17 protein-coding genes are annotated in these 19,298 nt (G+C 41.4%); 8 read left to right on the top strand and 9 right to left on the bottom strand.

Translation table 11 applies throughout. The features are described from left to right. Positions 1-32: 32 nt before the first annotated feature. On the top strand, positions 33-431 hold the full coding sequence (locus tag H3U73_RS06315; protein ID WP_198190208.1) for an HPP family protein: 399 nt from the start codon (positions 33-35) through the stop codon (positions 429-431). Positions 432-696: 265 nt separating this feature from the next. Here the strand turns inward: H3U73_RS06315 and H3U73_RS06310 are convergent, their stop codons facing one another. Beyond that, positions 697-1,764 carry a hypothetical protein gene (locus H3U73_RS06310; RefSeq protein WP_198190207.1) on the bottom strand — a complete coding sequence of 356 codons (1,068 nt, stop codon included), beginning with the start codon at positions 1,762-1,764 and terminating at the stop codon, positions 697-699. A gap of 84 nt (positions 1,765-1,848) precedes the next feature. Here H3U73_RS06310 and H3U73_RS06305 point away from each other — a divergent pair, with 84 nt between their 5' ends. Then, positions 1,849-2,421 carry a TetR/AcrR family transcriptional regulator gene (locus tag H3U73_RS06305; protein WP_198190206.1) on the top strand — a complete coding sequence of 191 codons (573 nt, stop codon included), beginning with the start codon at positions 1,849-1,851 and terminating at the stop codon, positions 2,419-2,421. Positions 2,422-2,623: 202 nt separating this feature from the next. Here the strand turns inward: H3U73_RS06305 and glp are convergent, their stop codons facing one another. The 4 genes from glp to H3U73_RS06285 are packed head-to-tail and all read right to left on the bottom strand — an operon-like array spanning position 2,624 to position 5,124. Beyond that, complete coding sequence (gene glp, locus H3U73_RS06300) at positions 2,624-3,814, bottom strand: gephyrin-like molybdotransferase Glp (protein WP_198190205.1); 1,191 nt, start codon at positions 3,812-3,814, stop codon at positions 2,624-2,626. Beyond that, positions 3,811-4,422: a molybdenum cofactor guanylyltransferase gene (gene mobA / locus H3U73_RS06295; protein WP_198190204.1), complete on the bottom strand. Its 612-nt coding sequence runs from the start codon at positions 4,420-4,422 to the stop codon at positions 3,811-3,813. Before mobA ends, glp begins: the two co-directional genes overlap by 4 nt. Then, positions 4,413-4,874: a molybdenum cofactor biosynthesis protein MoaE gene (locus H3U73_RS06290; protein WP_174829912.1), complete on the bottom strand. Its 462-nt coding sequence runs from the start codon at positions 4,872-4,874 to the stop codon at positions 4,413-4,415. The genes mobA and H3U73_RS06290 overlap by 10 nt, the downstream gene beginning before the upstream one ends. 1 nt (position 4,875) lies before the next feature. Further along, on the bottom strand, positions 4,876-5,124 hold the full coding sequence (locus H3U73_RS06285; RefSeq protein ID WP_174829913.1) for a MoaD/ThiS family protein: 249 nt from the start codon (positions 5,122-5,124) through the stop codon (positions 4,876-4,878). A gap of 186 nt (positions 5,125-5,310) precedes the next feature. Here H3U73_RS06285 and moaA point away from each other — a divergent pair, with 186 nt between their 5' ends. Beyond that, the gene (gene moaA / locus H3U73_RS06280; RefSeq protein WP_198190203.1) at positions 5,311-6,285 is read left to right on the top strand and encodes a GTP 3',8-cyclase MoaA; all 975 of its coding nucleotides are present in this window, start codon (positions 5,311-5,313) and stop codon (positions 6,283-6,285) included. Positions 6,286-6,356: 71 nt separating this feature from the next. Here the strand turns inward: moaA and H3U73_RS06275 are convergent, their stop codons facing one another. Further along, a complete protein-coding gene (locus tag H3U73_RS06275) occupies positions 6,357-8,000 on the bottom strand; it encodes a lactate permease LctP family transporter (protein WP_096765744.1) in 1,644 nt (547 codons plus the stop codon). Positions 8,001-8,622: 622 nt separating this feature from the next. Between H3U73_RS06275 and H3U73_RS06270 the strand changes: the two genes are divergently transcribed. The 5 genes from H3U73_RS06270 to H3U73_RS06250 all read left to right on the top strand — a co-directional run bounded on the left by H3U73_RS06270 (position 8,623) and on the right by H3U73_RS06250 (position 14,931). Further along, positions 8,623-10,239, top strand: coding sequence for an inorganic phosphate transporter (locus H3U73_RS06270; protein ID WP_198190202.1), 1,617 nt, complete (start codon positions 8,623-8,625; stop codon positions 10,237-10,239). Between the two features lie 176 nt (positions 10,240-10,415). After that, the gene (locus H3U73_RS06265; RefSeq protein WP_096765742.1) at positions 10,416-11,552 is read left to right on the top strand and encodes a polyamine ABC transporter substrate-binding protein; all 1,137 of its coding nucleotides are present in this window, start codon (positions 10,416-10,418) and stop codon (positions 11,550-11,552) included. Positions 11,553-12,007: 455 nt separating this feature from the next. After that, a complete protein-coding gene (gene surE / locus H3U73_RS06260; protein WP_198190201.1) occupies positions 12,008-12,760 on the top strand; it encodes a 5'/3'-nucleotidase SurE in 753 nt (250 codons plus the stop codon). Next, positions 12,754-13,431, top strand: a complete 678-nt coding sequence (locus tag H3U73_RS06255) for a protein-L-isoaspartate(D-aspartate) O-methyltransferase (protein ID WP_025330257.1) — start codon at positions 12,754-12,756, stop codon at positions 13,429-13,431. Before surE ends, H3U73_RS06255 begins: the two co-directional genes overlap by 7 nt. Positions 13,432-13,887: 456 nt before the next feature. Then, positions 13,888-14,931, top strand: coding sequence for a zinc-dependent alcohol dehydrogenase family protein (locus H3U73_RS06250; RefSeq protein ID WP_198190200.1), 1,044 nt, complete (start codon positions 13,888-13,890; stop codon positions 14,929-14,931). Between the two features lie 73 nt (positions 14,932-15,004). On the opposite strand, the gene H3U73_RS06245 is transcribed toward H3U73_RS06250, so the two are convergent. The 3 genes from H3U73_RS06245 to H3U73_RS06235 form a co-directional block, all read right to left on the bottom strand. Further along, complete coding sequence (locus H3U73_RS06245) at positions 15,005-16,015, bottom strand: aldo/keto reductase (protein WP_078475075.1); 1,011 nt, start codon at positions 16,013-16,015, stop codon at positions 15,005-15,007. Positions 16,016-16,206: 191 nt separating this feature from the next. Further along, entirely contained in the window at positions 16,207-17,175 is a 969-nt protein-coding gene (locus tag H3U73_RS06240; RefSeq protein WP_198190199.1) for a LysR family transcriptional regulator, read from the bottom strand. Between the two features lie 798 nt (positions 17,176-17,973). Next, on the bottom strand, positions 17,974-19,173 hold the full coding sequence (locus tag H3U73_RS06235; protein WP_198190198.1) for an MFS transporter: 1,200 nt from the start codon (positions 19,171-19,173) through the stop codon (positions 17,974-17,976). Between the last annotated feature and the right edge of the window lie 125 nt (positions 19,174-19,298).

Here is a 19,298-nt window from a genome sequence, read left to right as displayed (position 1 = left end):
GGTTTAGTCGGGTAACCGGCTATACTTTAATAATGGCACCATTTGGAGCAAGTTGTGTACTCTTGTTTGCTGTATCTCAATCACCACTTGCGCAGCCAAGAAATGTTATTCTGGGACATTTAATTTCAGCTTTTTGCGGGTTACTGTTTTTAAAACTATTCGGTCATGATGTCATTACTATTGCTTTGGCTGTAGGCATAGCAATTATCGCTATGCAATATTTTCGGGCAGTGCATCCACCAGCCGGTGCTAATCCATTAGTCATTTTATTAACAGCAGATAAAATAGATTATGATTTTACTTTTCTATTGTTTCCAGTGCTGTCCGGGTCAGTAATATTGGTAGCAATTGCTTATTTAGTTAATAATCTTTTTAATAAAACGCATTGGCCTGTCTATTGGCTGGCACTCTTTAAAGAAAATGAAAAATAATAATAAACCTATCATGTTGTTATCAGTAAATTGAAAAACTGTGTGATACTTTTTTGGCGCAGAAAATTGGTCAGAAAGGTAGGTAATCCAGTGTATATCAGCTTATGATAAGCTCGTACTATCTGTTGAATCAGTTGTTAAAAAAATCTTAGTTGAAATGATTTATTAATCATTTCATCTGCTGATTAATAAATCATAATCTTTTGTTTAATTAAAATATTTCAGAATTTATTGTCTGAAGACTTTGATAAAATTCAGAGAAATATTAGTCGAAATCAATTTTTACGCCTTCTTTTTTAAGTATATTAGTTGCAATATTTATATCCGGCAGTGTTTCGCCGAAGTAAACCCGATTAGATAATTGCTGAGTGAATATCGAATGTATCTGGTTAAATGCACCAATAGCGGTGAGATGAGACTGACCTTTAGGATCTGTAATGGATAAGACGGATTGAGCTGGCCGGTTGGCCGAATCTTTACCTGTGATATTGATTAAAATGCGGTGCTCATCACCTTTACCCGGATTGTATAGCAGTTTCTGGCGAAATGATTTAAAACGTTGCGCTGAGATTAAACGCCAGAAGCCACTATGAATTAATACATAGAAAAGACGGTTGGTTATATTGCTGTTAAAACCAATTCGTGTGGATACTGATCTGGCTTGGGTTAACATTGGCAAGGTTAACTGATCAGGTGTATCAAAGCGATAAACCCGAAAACGTTTTTTATCTGTAAAGCTGACCAGCCTGCTGTCTGAAAATGGCATACAGCTTTGAGTGTGTCCCTCGGCGATGACTTCAAAAGGAATCAGCATTCTGTCCATATAATCTACAGAATTGATTCCTGCGTTATCTTGCATAGAATAGAGAATATTAATATCTATGCTGTTTATCTGCTTGAATTTAAGTGCCTGCCGGAGTATCAGGCTGGCAGCTACACCAGCCATCCATGTGGAAGAAAATACTATGGGAGCATGCAACTGGTCGAATGTATGGGTATAGGTAATCGCTGTTTTTAATTTATCCGTCCAGCGGGTGATATCAAGATAGGCAATCTGATTTTTGATGGCAAAATGCAGTACGCGGTTATCGGGATCATTGGCCAGGGTTACGATTAATTGGGGCCGGATATTGTCTGGAAGCTGTGGTGCATTAATATCGAATTGTATTGCAGATGCTTTGGATAAGGTACTGGCAAATGCAGTTGCAGTATGTATATTGCGCCCGCCAATAATAATATGTACATCCGGATAATATTGATTTAACAGTGCCGCTACTTGTTTGCCTACTACACCATAGCCACCGATTAATAATACTGACAGCTGATTGTTCATGCAGACTTTCTATTTTAGGTTGATTGACCTAAAATAATATACTAAATAATTTATTTTTGGTCAATTGACCTATTTATAAAAATCATGATGGCTAAATTATCTCCAAAAAAAGAACAAATACTGACTACTGCCGCGCGGTTGCTGGCGATACGGGGTGGGGTGAATTTCAGTATGCGGATAGTGGCAGATGAAATGGGAATACGGCTAAGTAATCTGCAATATTATTTCCCTACGCTGGACAAACTCTTTAGCGCGCTGGTTGAAAATATGCTGCTACTGGTTGAGCGGAAAATAAATCTTGCGCTAAAAAGTGATGCTGAAACGATGAGTGTACTGATAGATATCATTTGCTCAGAACTTGATGATGTTTACAATTGTCAGTTAATGTGGGAAATCTGGGCACTGTCTGAACGAACAACAGAAGCTCATCATGCTATTGATTTGTTTTATCAGGAATATTTAAAAAAAATAGCTTGTTTCGTCCAATCACAGAATACTTTACTCAATAATGATGAAATACAGCGGCGTGCATTAATCATTGTTAGTTTGCTCGAAGGTATATGGGTGGTTGCGGGGAAAAAACGCTCGAGCATTGAGTTGGATAAAATTAAGGCAGATTTACTGCATACGATTAATCTGATTATCAGCAGCACCTGATCACGATGCGCAATATATTTATAAAAACAAATTGAGCAGTAATTTAAACTAAATATAGTCGGCCATTAGCAAATTAAAATTCTGCTCGGGTTATCAGATTATTTGGCTAATCAGATAATAAAATCAGAAAAATCCTGATTATATGAAAGCCGGAAAAAGCTCTCTTGCTCTTTCCGGCCTTATTTTTGCTGAATAATTTTTTTTATATAGGATAAACTGTCAGCCACTGTCCCTGCTGAATATCAGTTTGTGCGGGAATATCGATTAATACCTGTGCATTCACGCAACCGGAAAGCATATGTGAACCCTGTTTATTTAATGGAATAACCTCCGGACCATTATTGGTAAAGCGCAAGGTTCCGCGCAGGAATTCGCGTCGTTTTTGCCGGTTCGGGGTTATGCTGAAAGCAGCTTTGGCCTGATAGCATTCGGGTAGTGCTTGCAGAATATGACGCCCGGCGGCTGTTTGCAGTGCCGGTAGTCCAAGCAGTTTGAAGGTAACAAAGCTGGCTACCGGATTGCCGGGCAGAAGCATGACACGACATTCACCGATACTGCCCCAACCAAAGGGTTTGCCCGGTTTTATCGCCAGTTTCCAGTGTTCTATACTGCCTAATTGTTGCAGTGCCGGTTTAACCAGATCACGATCACCTACAGAAGCACCACCGGAAATAATAATGCTGTGGCTGCTGGTGGCGGCTTTGGAAAGGGTTTCGGTGATGGTATCGAGATTATCCGGCAGAATACCGCCGTCAATGATTTCAATAAATGTGTAAGTTTGAAGACAGGCCAGCAACATGGGGCGATTACTATCATATATCTGATGTTGCTGTAACTGGCTATTGCCGCTTATCAGTTCATCACCGGTGGTAAATACGCTTACACGCAGTTTTTGGTAAACCTGTAGTTCACTGAATCCCTGTGAGGCGGCCAGTCCGATTGCCTGAGCATTAAGTAATGCACCTTTTTCCAGTAAAGTTGCCCCTTGTTTCAGCTCTTCGCCCTGACGGCGAATATTTTCATTGGCAACGGGTGTGCTGGTGCAGCTGAGGGTGAGTCCTTCAACGCAGGTGTTCTCCTGCATAATTACTGCATCAGTATTTACCGGAATTCCGGCACCAGTGTAGATACGCATAGCCTGACCGTGTTGCAGGGTTAGCTGTCGTGTATCTCCTGCTGCGGCTGTATCGGTTAGTTGCCATTCAGAGCAATCGAGTCCGCATATTGCATAGCCATCCATAGCGCTGTTGTCGAATGCGGGAGAGTCTGTAGTAGCTATAATGCTTTGGGCGAGAATACGCCCGGCAGCCTGATTAAGCGGTACGGTTTCAGTTTCGACTATGCGGCTTGCCTGTTGCAACAGGGCTTCCTGCCCTTGGTAAAAATCCATCATAAGGTTGTTTCTCCGCTGCGCATGCTGGTAAACATTGCGCTGCTGTTATAGTTGGTAAACGGAATATTGTCGGCAAAGGTAACGATAGCATGCCGGTAAGGCAGAATGACGGAGCGGACACTGTGTTTGCCGGTACTGTTAAGCTGTTGCCGGATATGCTGTAAGTGACGACGCCGCATCTGACAAACGACAGGGTGCAGAGTGAAAGAATCTGCGGCGCAAACAATATCAAGTTCAGGCTGGCCGGATAGTTTCTGATACAAACCGGCAATGATATCGGTGTTGAGTAATGGCAGGTCACACGGTACTATTTGCAGATATTCAATAGTTTCCGGTAAATATTGTGCAGCACTGATGATACCGGCAAGTGGTCCCATCCCGCTATAGGCCGGCAGATCAGAATATACGGGGTAGCCGTATTTTTCTATTCGGGCAATATCCCGGTTGGCACTGATAATAATGTGCTCGCTGCAGTGACCAAGCTGATGCAGAATATGTTCCAGCAATGGCTGACCATTTAATGTGAGCAGGGCTTTATTGGCACCACCTACACGGGTACCGAGTCCGCCGGCCAGAATAATCAGCCCGAGCTTTGCATTTATTCCCATGACTGTGTGCGCAGCCGGTCTGTATGTTTCATTTCTACCCAGTGCTGCTGACCATTGGCAAAACATTCTTTTTTCCAGAATGGTGCTTCGGTTTTGAGGTAGTCCATAATAAAATGATTGGCCTGATAAGCATGTTCGCGATGGCCGCTGGCAGTAAGTACCAGTACTATTTGTGCGCCTACTGGTAATTCACCCACACGATGAATGACGCAGGCGTAGGGTAAAGACCAGCGTTCGCCGGCACGGGTGATAATTTTGCTGATTTCATGCTCGGTTACTTCCGGCATATGAGTGAGATACAGATGACTCAGTGGTTGCTGCGGGTTATCGTTGCCGCGCACTTTACCAATAAAACTGACTACAGCTCCGCAATCCGGCGCATTTTTTTCAGCCAGTGCCAGTTCCTGACTGAGGTTGAAGTCTTCTGTCTGTATTTGTATGCGTGTCTGCATTTTAACCTCCGGTTACTGGTGGTAGCAGTGCGATGCTGTCTCCGTCTCTAATGGCTGTGTTGCCATGCTGAATAATATTATTTACAGCAATTTTATATACTTTTCCCTCGGCCAGTACCTCGGAGAACGGTATTCCGCGCTGCCGCAGATAGGCGAGCAGGGTATCGCTGTCATCAAAACTGCATGCAAGCTCTTCCTGTGCCATGCCTAGTTCTTCGGCAAATCGTGCCAGATAAATAACCGTAATCATGATAAAGACATAGTTAAACCAATAATCGGTTATTATGCCGTGTTTTTTCTTTTTGTGGCAGATAGCTGCTGCCAATGCTATTGGATTTAAGTAATAATTTAGGATAAAATGCCGTTCTTTTCTTAATCATTCCAATCATTTGCCTTATTCTGAAATTTTTTCTGATAACAGGCTTTTACCTATCTCATGCTGATTGACCGCTTCAACAGACGTATTGATTATTTACGAATTTCGGTAACGGATAAATGTGATTTGCGCTGTACTTATTGTATTCCGCAGGGATTCACAGAGTTTGAAAAACCGGTCAACTGGCTGTCGTTTGCTGAGATTGAGCGTGTTGCCGGCGCATTTGCCCGTATGGGCGTGTCACGTTTCCGTTTAACCGGCGGTGAACCACTATTGCGCAAAAATCTGCCCGATCTGGTTGCACGGCTGGCGGCATTGCCCGGGGTTTCAGATTTGTCGTTAACCACCAATGGCACGCAACTGGACAGGTTTGCATATGATTTACGCAAAGCGGGATTGAACCGATTGAATGTGAGTCTGGATTCACTGCGGCGTGAATGTGTACAGGAGATTTCCGGTAAGGATAGCTTTGATAAGGTAATAAATAGTCTTCAGACGGCACGCGATGCAGGCTTTGAGCAGATTAAAATTAATATGGTGCCGCTGCCGGGGGTTAATACCGGTGATATAGAGGATATGGTGGCGTTCTGTATTGCCAATGGTTTTATTCTGCGCCTGATTGAAGTAATGCCGATGGGTGTAAGCGCCCGCGGACTGGATTATTTTAATTTACTGGAACTGATTGAAAATCTGCGCCCGAAATATCAGTTGTATGAAAGTAAACGTGTCTATGGCGGCGGGCCGGCTAAATACTGGGAAAGTGCGGATGGCCGATTTACTTTAGGACTGATTACACCACGTTCCCAGCATTTCTGTGCCACCTGTAACCGGGTACGTATGTCTGTTGATGGGACATTGTATTTGTGTCTGGGGCAGGAGCAGAGTATGGCATTAAAACCTTTATTAATGGCAAATTGTTCTGATACTCTGCTGGAGCAGGCAATTCAGCAGGCAGTGGATTTAAAACCGGAAAAACATGAATTCAATGAAAAACCGGATAAAATTGTGCGCATTATGGCCAAAACCGGTGGTTAGTATCCTGGTTATTGCTGTTATCGGAGAACAAAAGCCCGCTCAGGAGAGCGGGCTTTTGGTTTAGAAATAAATCAGAACAGGATGAGTGTCCACGGTAGCAGATAAGTTTGTACGACGGTAAATAAGCCGGCGATTACACAGAAAAGCAGGCTATGACGTACGGTAAAGCGGAACAGATCTGATTCTTTACCGGCCAGACCCACAGCAGCGCAGGCAATGGCAATAGACTGCGGTGAAATCATTTTACCGGTTACACCACCAACTGAGTTAACTGCTACAGCCAGTACCGGATCCATACCTACCTGCATAGCAGTATTAGCCTGCAGGGCGCCAAACAGAGCATTGGCAGATGTGTCTGAACCAGTGAGGAAAACGCCTACCCAGCCAAGGAATGGTGAGAAAAACGGAAATGCTTTGCCGGTATCAGCCAGCGCCAGAGCCAGTGTGGAGGAAAGACCGGAATAATTAACCACGTATGCAAAAGCCAGTACTAATCCGATAGACAGTACGGGGTAGCGTAAGTCGTACAGAGTATGTTTGAATGTGTCGACAGCCAGACGTGGTTTTATTTTTAATAGCAATATGGAAATAATGGCAGCCAGCAGTATGGATGTGCCCACTGCTCCTAACAGATTAAGTTTAAATTCGGCTGCGATAGGGGTGTTTTCCGTTACGATAGGTGCGGTTTTAATCACCAGATTATCAAGCCACGGCCATTGAATTTTAATCAGGCTGAATGAGTTAAACCATTCTTGCAGCGGTTTGATTGTCCAGACCGCAACACAAACAGTCAGAATAATGAAAGGCGACCAGGCCAGGGCAATTTGTTTGGCGCAGTATTCTGAAGTACTGCGTTGTTTTTCAGGTTGCTGCATGCCACTGAACGTAAATATCTGTTTCGGCTGCCAGACCCGAAGAAACAGTGCCAGACACACCATACTAACCAGGGCAGATGTCACATCCGGCAATTCAGGTCCGACAAAATTGGCTGTGATGAACTGGGTAGCGGCAAAAGAAACACCGGAAACCAGTAAAGCAGGCCATGTCTGACGAATACCGCGCATCCCGTCCATGATGAATATCAGATAAAACGGAATAACGACAGACATCATAGGTAACTGCCGGCCAGCAAGCTGGCCGATATGAAACGGATCAATACCTGATACTTGTCCGCCAACCAGAATCGGAATGCCCAGTGCGCCGAATGCTACTGGTGCGGTATCGGCAATCAGACACAGTCCGGCTGCATATAATGGTTTGAAACCAAGACCTACGAGTAGTGCTGCACTGATGGCAACAGGTGCACCAAATCCGGCTGCACCTTCCAGAAAAGAACCAAAGCAAAAACCAATCAGCAGCAATTGCAAACGCTGATCTTTAGTAATAGACAGAATAGATGAGCGAATGATGTCAAACTGTCCGCTTTTAACCGTAAGATTATAGAGAAAAACTGCGGTAATAATAATCCAGGCAATTGGCCACAGACCATAAAAGAAACCATACAAGGCAGAGGACAGGGCGAGAGCGACCGGCATTTTATATGCGGCAACAGCCACGATAATTGACAGAATCAGCGTAATGGCTCCGGCAACGTGGCCTTTCATGCGCAAAACGGTGAGTGCTGCAAAAAAAAATATGATAGGTAAAAGGGCTGCCAGCAATGTGAGATAAATGCTGTTGCCTAATGCCGAGTAACTTTGTACCCATTGGTGCATATATTTCTCCTCAATGTATGAGTCTGTGTGTGATAAGTTGATTGGTATGTGCGTTTTTGAAAATGCTGAGTACTATTAATTTTTTTAATGCTAACTAATGCATAATGCCTTGCAGGCTGTTACTTTAAAAAATAAAAATGTTAACGTCAATGTTTGTATTTTATATTTTAATCTTTGTAATTAAAGCCGATGCGGCTGAATAAGTCTTTTTTCTGCTCAACCAGAAGATAAATTTTCAATGATAATATATTAATTATTTATTTTATTAGATTTTAGTATCTGAGAAAGCAGATTATTTTTAATTATAGGCTGGTTTGATCAGGTGATTTATAACTATATTGTTAATTTGATGTATGCTAGTGATAGCAGAGTTTAATTACTGTCTGTATACTGATACAGCAGAATGATAGATGTACAGTACTTGATTGCTGTGCGGCAAGAATAATATGAATATTGTGCTGGCGCAGAAAAGCAGCTGTTTGTATACCGATTGTCTTTTATCAGCCAAATTTAGGTAATAAGGAGAATTCCGGCATTGGCAATAAAATTGTGTTTGTCACAAAGTTGTCATGTTGGTCTTTTACAATAAGTCAGGGTAATTCCTAACATTAGGGAGAAAGCTGTGTCTGCTTCGTCTGCGGCTTCGTCGTCTGGGGCAATTATGTCTGCATCTAGTAAAACCAGTAAAGTAAGTAAAATTTTATTCCTGCTGATACTAATGGGTGGTCTGGCCTATGCCGGCGTTTGTATTTATCATGATTTGCAGGGAATTCCCACTTCTTCATTGTTGGTATATGCCTTATTAACAGTAGCACTTCTGATTGCGCTGGCGTTTGAGTTTGTGAATGGTTTTCATGACACCGCTAATGCAGTGGCCAGTGTTATCTATACACGTTCGCTTAAACCCAATACTGCGGTAATCTGGTCTGGAACGTTCAATTTTCTCGGGGTGATGCTGTCTACCGGTGCCGTGGCTTATGGTGTGATTTCTTTACTGCCAGTAGAGCTGATTCTGCATATGGGCAGTGATGTTGGCTATGCGATGATTTTTGCTTTGCTTTCAGCAGCCATTATCTGGAATCTGAGCACTTGGTGGCTTGGCTTACCGGCTTCCAGCTCGCATACCCTGATTGGCTCAATCATCGGTGTAGGGGTGGCTAATCAGCTGATGTCGGCACATCAGGGAACCAGCGGCGTAAGCTGGAATCAGGTAATTAATGTTGGTGAATCGTTATTATTTTCGCCGTTACTCGGTTTTATTCTGGCTGCTTTACTGTTAATTCTGTCTAAAAAATTATTGCGTATCCCTGCTTTATATAAAGCACCGGAAAATGATATGCCACCACCCTGGCCAATTCGTCTGCTGCTGATTTTTACCTGTACTACAGTAAGTTTTGCCCATGGCTCAAATGACGGACAAAAGGGTATGGGTCTGATTATGCTGATTCTGATTGGTACCGTGCCCATGGCGTATGCTCTTAACCATACTGTACCCAAGGAAGAATGGGCAAAATTTTCAGCTCATTCAGTGGCTGCACAGAAAACCATCCATGATTTGCTGCCAGTGGGCTTCGTGTTGCAACAAGGTACAGATGTGCGGGCACAGGTAACGGCTTTAGTGGAAAATAAACAGGGTACGCCGGAACAACTGGACGCACTGGCTCAGCTGGTAGAAATTGTGGCGCAGGATGTGAGTAAAAGCGACAGTCTGCGTAATTTACCGCCTGAACAGGTAGGTAATATTCGCAACGATATGTATCTGGTGTCTGAATCAATGACCTTGTTGCAAAAAAATGCCCTGGTTCATCAATACAGTCTTAATCCGATACAGATGGACAGTTTAAAGACATATCACACGTCAATTGATCATGCCACTAAGTATATTCCGGTTTGGGTAAAGGTACTGGTTGCACTGGCACTCGGACTGGGTACACTGGTTGGCTGGAAACGGATTGTGGTAACAGTGGGTGAAAAAATCGGCAAAACCCATTTGTCCTATGCACAGGGTGCTTCTGCAGAACTGGTAACGGCGGCGCTGATTTTTGCTGCTGATCGCTTTGGTCTGCCAGTAAGCACAACACATGTACTGACTTCTGGTATAGCCGGTACGATGGCTGCCAATAAAAGTGGCCTGCAAAAATCCACAATTCGTAATCTGGTGATGGCATGGGTACTTACTCTGCCGGTTTCCATTCTGCTGGCTGGAGGCTTATTCTGGTTTTTTCGGATGATTTTCTGAGTATGTATTACTATTTGTGTTCTGAGTGGTTATAAACTCTGTAATAATTTGCCAAATGCTCTTGCATGGTACGGTATTTCACAGTTTAATGTCGGTTTAGTGGTGGCTGTGCTGGTGCACGTCATAGATACTTGCTTCCTCCCGTTATAACGGGGCATACAAATTGGAAATCGTGTATGAAAAAATTACTGGTATTGTCAGCTATCGTAAGCTTGCTGATAGTTGCCTGCTCGGATGCCGGTACAGCAAATAAAGATGCTGCTTCCAATAACGGAGTCATGAATCCAACTGACCAGCTTAATATCTATAACTGGTCTGACTATGTTGATCCCGATACAGTAAAAAGTTTTGAAAAAGAAAATAATATCAAGGTTCGTTACGATTATTATGATAGTAACGAAACATTGGAAGCCAAAATTCTGATTGGTCGTTCCGGCTATGATCTGGTTGTACCATCCATTGCCAATGTCGGCCGGGAAATTAAAGCCGGTGCTTACCGGCCGGTAGATAAAAGCCAGCTGTCCTATTACAATAATATCGACCCGAATCTGTTGAAAATGATGGATAAGGTAGATCCGGGTAATAAATATGCAGTGCCTTATTTCTGGGGTATTAATACTATCGGTATCAATACCGCTATGGTAGAGAAAGCACTTGATGGCAAATTACCGGATAATCTCTGGGATCTGGTATTTAATCCGGAATATACACATAAACTGAAAAATTGCGGTATTTCTCTGTTTGACAGCCCTACAGAGCTGTATCCGCTGGCTTTGCATTATTTAGGTAAAGACCCGAACAGCAGTGAACCGGATGATATCCGTGCTGCAACCAATCTGATTAAATCCGTACGTAATGATGTGAAACGTTTTAGCTCATCAGGCTATATTGATGATATGGCTCGCGGTGATCTGTGTGTGGCTACCGGTTACGGTGGTGATTTAAACATCGCTAAAAAACGTGCTGAGGATGCTAAAAGTGGCGTGCATTTACAGGTGCTGGCACCGAAAGAAGGGGTTGGAATCTGGGTTGATTCGTTTATGATTCCTAAAGATGCCCAGAATGTAGCCAATGCTCTGAAATACATCAATTACACACTCGAACCTAAAGTTGCAGCGAAAAATGGTAATTATGTGACTTTTGCACCAGCCAGTAAACCGGCACGAGCACTGATGAGAAGTGAAATTGCTAGCGACCCCAGCATATTTCCCACTCAGGAAGTACTGGATAAGAGTTTTATCGTATCACCGAAATCACAGGATGCCGTGCGTCTGGCTGTGCGCCTGTTCCAGCAGGTAAAAGCAGGGCAGTAGCTGTTTGATATTCGCGCACGCAGGTTTCAATAAAAAAACGAATCGTTCCGGTTCGTTTTTTATTTAGGATGATTAGTTTATCTTGGAGAGTTATCGGAACATAACACTCTTTGTAAGGGTGTAGTATGCTGATAATGGCAGAATCGTTATAGATATTAGCTGTCAGAATATGGGTAAACACTTATAATCAGAGGCTACAGCACCAGTTCTGACTGCTGAAGGTCAGACAAAATTTGAGAGTGAATATCAGCATATTTTCATATAGCAGATAGTAAATCAATGAAATTATCAGTCATTATCGGAAGTAATGGTTTTTTATTCATTTAAAATAAAAGTTTGTTCTGAAATTTTTACGTTTAATCTTTAATCTGACTGGCTGACCACGGCCGGATAAAAAGTGTAAAGGGCAGCAGCGTTAGCAGGATAAAGGTTTTAAAGTTTTAAATTGGATGGTTATGAAAATTTTAATTTGTAATGATGACGGTTATTTATCAGATGGGATTGCTTTACTGGCACTGGTAGCATCTAAATTTGCTGAAATAAGAGTTGTTGCTCCGGAAAGTGATCAGAGCGGCGTAAGCAATTCATTTACTCTGAACCGGCCTCTGTCGATTAAAAAAGCCGCAAACGGTTTTTATTATGTTAATGGCACACCAACTGACTGTATCCATGTAGCTATGCATACCATGACTGACTTTAAACCTGATTTGGTTTTGTCCGGTATAAATCATGGTGCCAATATGGGTGATGATGTGCTGTATTCCGGTACAGTGGCTGCAGCTACTGAAGCCTTTCTGATGGGCATACCTGCACTGGCATTTTCAATTAATGATCGCAGCGGTGAGTACTGGGCAACGGCTGAAAAAGCCGTCATGACTATTCTGGAAAAAGTATGTGTACAGCCGCCGGCTGAACCGGTTTTATGGAATGTTAATATTCCTGCTGTAAAAGCAGAATCAGTGCAGGGCTATCGTGTGGCTAAACTGGGGCGCCGACACCATGACCAGTGTATTGTGCCGTATAGCAGTCCTCGCGGCGAAACCCTGTATTGGATTGGTGGCGTAGGTGCCGCTGATACTCGCTGGCAGGAAACCGATTTTAGTGATAACGAAGCAGGTTTTATTACCATTACGCCATTATCGCTGGACTTAACTAATTATCAGCAAATGGGTGCAGTCAGTACATTTTTACACGACATACAATGGTGACAGAAGTGGGACAGGGCGTAAGCTGGACCGGATATGAATTCCGGCGTGCACGAATGGTAGAACGGCTGAAACAGATGGGTATTACCCGTGCTGAAGTATTGGCTGCTATGTCTGCTGTGCCGCGGCATGTATTCGTTGAAGAGGCTTTGCGCTCTCATGCTTATGATGATATGTCTCTGCCGCTGGGTTTAGGGCAAACTATTTCCCAGCCATATACGGTCGCAGTCATGACGCAGTTATTGTTTGCCAGACGGCCAATACAAAATAATCTGCGGATACTGGAAATCGGTACCGGTTGCGGTTATCAGACAGCTATTTTACAGGCACTGGGTTTACGTGAAATTTACTCAATAGAGCGTTTGCGTCCGTTGCATGAGCGTGCCAAACAGAATTTACGTGCAGTACGTTTACTGGCTCATGCACGGCTGGTCTGTGGAGATGGTTATCTGGGTTTGCCGCAGGAAGCACCTTTTGATGGCATTATACTGACAGCTGCGCCGAAAGAGGTGCCTTTGCCTTTATTACAGCAACTTTCAATTGGTGGGCGTATGGTTTTACCTCTGGATGAAGGCGGGGTGCAGTTTTTATGGGTAATCGACAAAACTGCTGAAGGTTTTCAGGAAACCTGTGTGCAACAGACTTTATTTGTACCATTGGTAAATGATAATTAAACCAAAAGCATTCTGTCATTTTATTTTGCCGGTTTACATAACCACTTGAATCCAGGCATAGATACAATGCCTGTCAAACTGACTGATCCCCTTTACTGTCAGAAGAGTCTGAAAGAGTAAACGGGATCACAGTATCAAATAACTGAACACCATTAAATGTATAAAAATAGTTATCGTTATGAAATAACGAATAAATAATATGGGTTATAACCAAACCGGCTGCTACTGTGCATTGCTTGATGAAAAACTCAGTAAATAGCGTAAAATAATCTTGTCTTAATATTTTTTAATGGAAAAAATAATGATAGCAAAGAGTTATTGCTAAACAATACAGAAAAAGCCGGAAAAATTCTTTGGCTCCTTCCGGCTTAATCTGAATAGTACTGATTCACTATGTTATATAAAGTGATTTGGCTGTCAGAAACAGGTAAATCACAGTAATCTGGGAAAATAACTATGAAAGTAGCAGTATTCGTTGAACCCGGAAAAGTAGCTATACGGGAAATGGAAAAGCCGGTTATTCAGAAACCTACTGATGCCATTATCCGCATTGTTCGTGCTTGTGTTTGCGGTTCTGATTTATGGTGGTATCGCGGAATCAGTACCTGTGAGCCGGAACGAATTGTCGGCCATGAAGCTATTGGTGTGGTTGAAGCTACCGGCAGCGCAGTAACTCATGTCCGAAATGGTGATTTTGTTATTGTACCGTTTACGCATGGTTGTGGTCATTGTGCTGCCTGTAATGCAGGTTTTGATGGTAATTGTCAGAATAAAGAAGATGAGCGCAATGGCGGGTATCAGGGTGAATATCTGCGCTTTACTAATGCAGACTGGGCTTTGGTGAAAATTCCCGGTCAGCCGCAGGATTATTCTGATGCTGTTTTGAATTCGTTACTTACCTTGGCCGATGTTATGGCTACCGGTTATCATGCTGCTGCCAGTGCTGAAGTTAAGCCGGGAGATACAGTAGTGGTGATGGGCGATGGAGCAGTTGGGCTGTGCGGAGTCATTGCGGCGAAACTGCGCGGCGCTGAACGAATTATTGCAATGAGCCGTCATCCTGACCGGGCAAAACTGGCAGAGGAGTTCGGAGCAACTGATATTGTGCCTGAGCGTGGCGATGAAGCGACAGAAAAAGTGTTGTCGCTTACCCGGCAGGCTGGTGCTGATGCAGTATTGGAATGTGTGGGAACTCAGCAATCACTGCAAACAGCAGTTGCTGTAGCCCGCCCCGGAGCAATTGTTGGTTGTGTTGGTATACAGCATGACACAGAAATTAAAACCAGCGATGTTTTCTGGCGGAATATTGGATTACGCGGCGGTATTGCCAGTGTCACCACTTATGATAAAAATTTATTACTGCAAGCTGTATTAAATGAAGAAATTCAGCCGGGGAAAGTATTTACCCATCGGTTTGATTTAACCGATATTCAGGCTGCCTATCAGGCTATGGATCAGCGTCAGGCGATTAAATCATTAGTTATTGTCAGCCATGAATAATAGATAACTCCCGCAGCTTAACAAGCTGCGGGAGTTATCTGTATGAACAGCAACGCTTATTCTATCGGTCTGATCAGAAAATTCCTTTCATACCTTCTGGTGTATAGCGTTCTCCCTGAATATTGATATGATTTTTCAGCTCATTCAATGTCTGAATATCTGCTGTATCCAGTTTTAACTGGCAAGCCTGATTATTTTCATTCAGGTATTTTTCACTTTTGGTTCCCGGTATCGGTACAATATGTTCCCATTGAGCAAGCAGCCAGGCCAGTGCGATTTGACCCATAGTGCAATTATATTTAACAGTCATGGGTTCTAATGCCTGAAGCAAACGTTTGTTATGTTCCAGATTATCATCCTGAAAACGTGGGTTGGTACGGCGGAAATCATTTTCAGCCAATTCATTTTTATTCTGAATTTTACCGGTCAGAAAACCGCGCCCGAGAGGTGAGTAGGGTACAAGACCGATATTCAATTCTTTCAGTAATGGCAGCACTGAATCATCTTCTATATGACGTGTCCACAGCGAATATTCTGTTTGCACCACATCAACCGGATGAACTGCATGGGCACGCTGCAAAACAGGGGCAGAAACTTCACATAAACCGACATGGGCTATTTTCCCTGCCTGTACCAGTTCTGCCAGAGTCTGCATCGTATCTTCAATTGCAGCATTAGGATCTAAACGATGAATATAAAATAAATCGATCTGTTCAATGCCGAGTCTGGCCAGAGAGTCATCGCAGCATTGTTTAATATATTCAGGGTGGTTATTAATGCTGCGGTTATAGCCGGAAGTATTGTTTCTATCAATACCGCATTTGGTTGCGATAGTAAGTTGTGCCCGTACTGAAGCAGGCAGAGTTTTCAATACTGCACCGATCAGTTTTTCGTTTTCACCCCGACCATACATATCTGCTGTGTCAATCAGCGTAACACCGCTATCAATAACTTTGTGCATCATTGTGCGGGCATGTGCTGTATCCATATCACCATAAAATTCGCTCAGACCCATTGCTCCATAGCCCATTGCAGATACGGTAATGTTTTGTCCAAGTTTTCGTTGTGGTAAAGAATGGCTCATTATTTTCTATCCTCAGATTAGTTATATCTGAAACGCTTAATCAAATAATGCTTTTATTCGACTGCGGTCAGATAATTGTTAATTACTGATAGTGATAGTAATTAATTAACCTTGCTAAGAGAAATATAAAATCATTGATATAAAAAATATATCAATGATTTGAGTTTCTGAACCTTCCGGAAATATACATGTCACAATGGTGTATTAACTGAATTATGGTGCTTAAAATACTCAATAATGGTTTGTATCACAGTATTTTCAGCCTGCTGATGCCAGAGCAGATGTATATCGATTGATAGTTGCTGTTCATATTCAGTAGTTAATTTTTTATATACCACTCCCGGGATATGTGCCTGTGCCATAGAAGCCGGAAGTAATAACATGCCTCTGCCCATGGCAATTTCCATCAGCATGGTTAAGAAATTAGGTAATTTCGGTTGTAAAACCAGAGAAGCAGTTAAGTTGCTGATGACTTTTTGCAGTTGATCATACAATCCCGGATTCTGGTACCGTTTACACCAGTACAGAGGTAAGTCTATTACTGTATTTAAATCTATTTCATCCCGTGAACAGGCAGGGTGGTTTTCAGGTAAGGCCAGTACCAGTTTTTCCTGATAGACTAATAAACTATTTGCCTGATCATTATTTTTTTTATAATCTGAAATAATAACCAGATCAATATTGCTTTTATTAAATTCAGCTAATAGCTCTTTTGAAGAGTAGTCTTGCTGCAAAAGATCGATGTTTGGCTGGAATTTATTAATAAATTCGCTGAATAGCGGAATAAAATTAAAACCCAGAATTTTAGTTATGCCAACAGTTATTCTGTCTGTCGAATAATTATTAACATTGGTTATGGCCATAGATAAGCCTTCCAGCCAGTTTCTGGCTTTGTCTCTGAATTGTCTTCCCTGTTCAGTAAGCATGACATAGCGGGTATTACGTACTAATAAAGTAGTTTGCAGCTTTTCTTCCAGCTCTTTGATTTGCATTGATAACGGAGGCTGACTAATACCCAGTCTGCTGGCAGCTTTGCGAAAATTGCCTTCTTCACATACTGCCAGAAAATATTGCAATTGTCGGACTGTTGGCAGATGTCGGCTGTAAATGGCTGAGTTATCGAGATTATGTTCTGTCTGAGCAGGTAATTGATTATACATATTTCCCCTAATTCATTGTTGTGCATCCGTTCGCAATTAAACTGTATAAGCGACAATATTTTCGTCAATCAGACTGGAAAAGCACATCATGCGAATGTTTAATGGAAATGATTTAAAAAAAATCAAATCTAAAATTAAATTATCTGCAGGTAATTATTGATATCGTCGGGAATCATAACAGAAAAGATATAGTTAATGTTAGTATGAAAGTTAACGAGAAAATATTAATTAAATCTATAGAAACTAATAATGAGAGAAATAATACCAAATAATCTGGTGTAACAATCGTATGGAAAACTAAATATATGGTTTATAGATATCGGCTAAGCTGATTATCAATTATGCATTGGCTGGATCAGCAGAAAACAGATATTGTTGAAAATAAGTTGTGTCAGTTTCGCTTATGAATTCGTTTAGCTATTTTATTTAATAACAGAATCTCAAATATTGTCTGCAAATATGGATTTAGGTGTTTATGTATGATGTCAAAGAAAGTCTCTTTTTCACCGTTGGCGTTTACTTTAATTATTGAATTATTTGACTAATCTGTTACGTACATAAGCTCTGCGCTATCAAAGGCAATTGCTGTCGGAGTATTGAGCCCGGAACTGATCATTTTAAATTTTCCACACTTAATCATCAATAAATCAGCAAAATATAAATATCAAGAATGATAATAATCTTTTTTTCATAACGAGTTTCCTTATCAGTAAATTCCTGTATTTTTATTATTTATGATTATTTATGATTATTTATGATTATTTATGATTATTTATGATTATTTATGATTATTTATGATTATTTATGATTATTGTTAATAAGTTGAATACCAACTAACGCTAAGATTAGATTTAACGTTGATAACAGAACACAAATGGCAATTACTCCACTCCAGGTCATGTTTTGATAAACTATACCTAATAGATAAGTGCCAATACTGCCTCCTGCCAAACACGAAAGTAAATATAAAGACGAAATCGCACCGCGCGAATTAATTGGCACAATTTTATTAAGCATGGCTATAACTAATGGCTGAATGCCAAATACAAATAAAAACAAAGCAAAAATCCCGAATCCGATAACATACATTGCTGAGCTATAACCAATAGTCACAACCGATATACATACAGCTAGCAAACAGATGATTAAGAGAGACCGTTCTTTGATAATCTGTGATAATTTACCAGTAATTATGGTGCCAATAACCGCACTCAGACCGGCAAAATTAAGCCAGCCTAAAGTTGTTGCAGACAAATAAAAAGGTGAACTTTTCAAATAAAAAGTAAGTAATGAAGACAATCCTAAATAAACAAAAAATAGTAAAAAGCCGACTAATAAAAAAATAACTACCGTTTTATCAAGTAATAATTTAATTGCTGCTAGATAAGTACCCCGTACACTATTAGCTGAAGGTTGGATTATTGAGCGTTTTATACCGTAAGGGACAAAAAAACATGTTGCAGTTATCAAACCCGCATAAATAATAAATGCAACTTGCCAAGACCAAAGATCGGTCAGCATTGCGACTATACTTCGGCTAAAATTCATGCCCACAATAGAAGCTGAAATCATCATTCCCATTGCTTGTGGTAACTTATGGTTAGGCGTGTTTTTAGCTGTATAAGCGAATAATGCCGCAGGAACAGCAGCGGCGAAAAAACCGATTAATGACATGGTGACCAAATACAACGTAAAAGAATCAACAATCACCGATAAAAATAAACAACAAACAGTTCCAATACTACCGACTAAAACTAACAACTTTGTCGAAACTTTGTCCGAAAGCGGGCCATAAATAAAAAAAGAAATGGCATAAAAAAAGCAAGATAAGCTGAATACATTTCTCGCTGCTAAAATATCGATATGATAGCTTTGAGAGATCTCTTGAAAAATAAGTTGGCTGATATAAACCGACCCGACTAACAGCATGATTAATAATGCTGATAACATTAAATTCGGTTTTGTCTGTACAAGATTTTCTTTAGACTTTGCTTCCATGAACAAAATCCCGATTAGCGAGTGATTGAGTTCAAGACAGGTTAACTAACAAAAAAAGAATTGAGAAATATATAATTTGTTATACGAAATTCGTATTGTAGAAAAAACAAGATAAACCAATGTAA

The organism is Snodgrassella sp. W8124, assembly GCF_016100875.1.
GTDB classification, from domain to species: Bacteria; Pseudomonadota; Gammaproteobacteria; order Burkholderiales; family Neisseriaceae; genus Snodgrassella; species Snodgrassella alvi.
The sequence above is the reverse complement of the archived record's forward strand: the minus strand, read 5'-3'. Positions and strand labels throughout refer to the sequence as shown.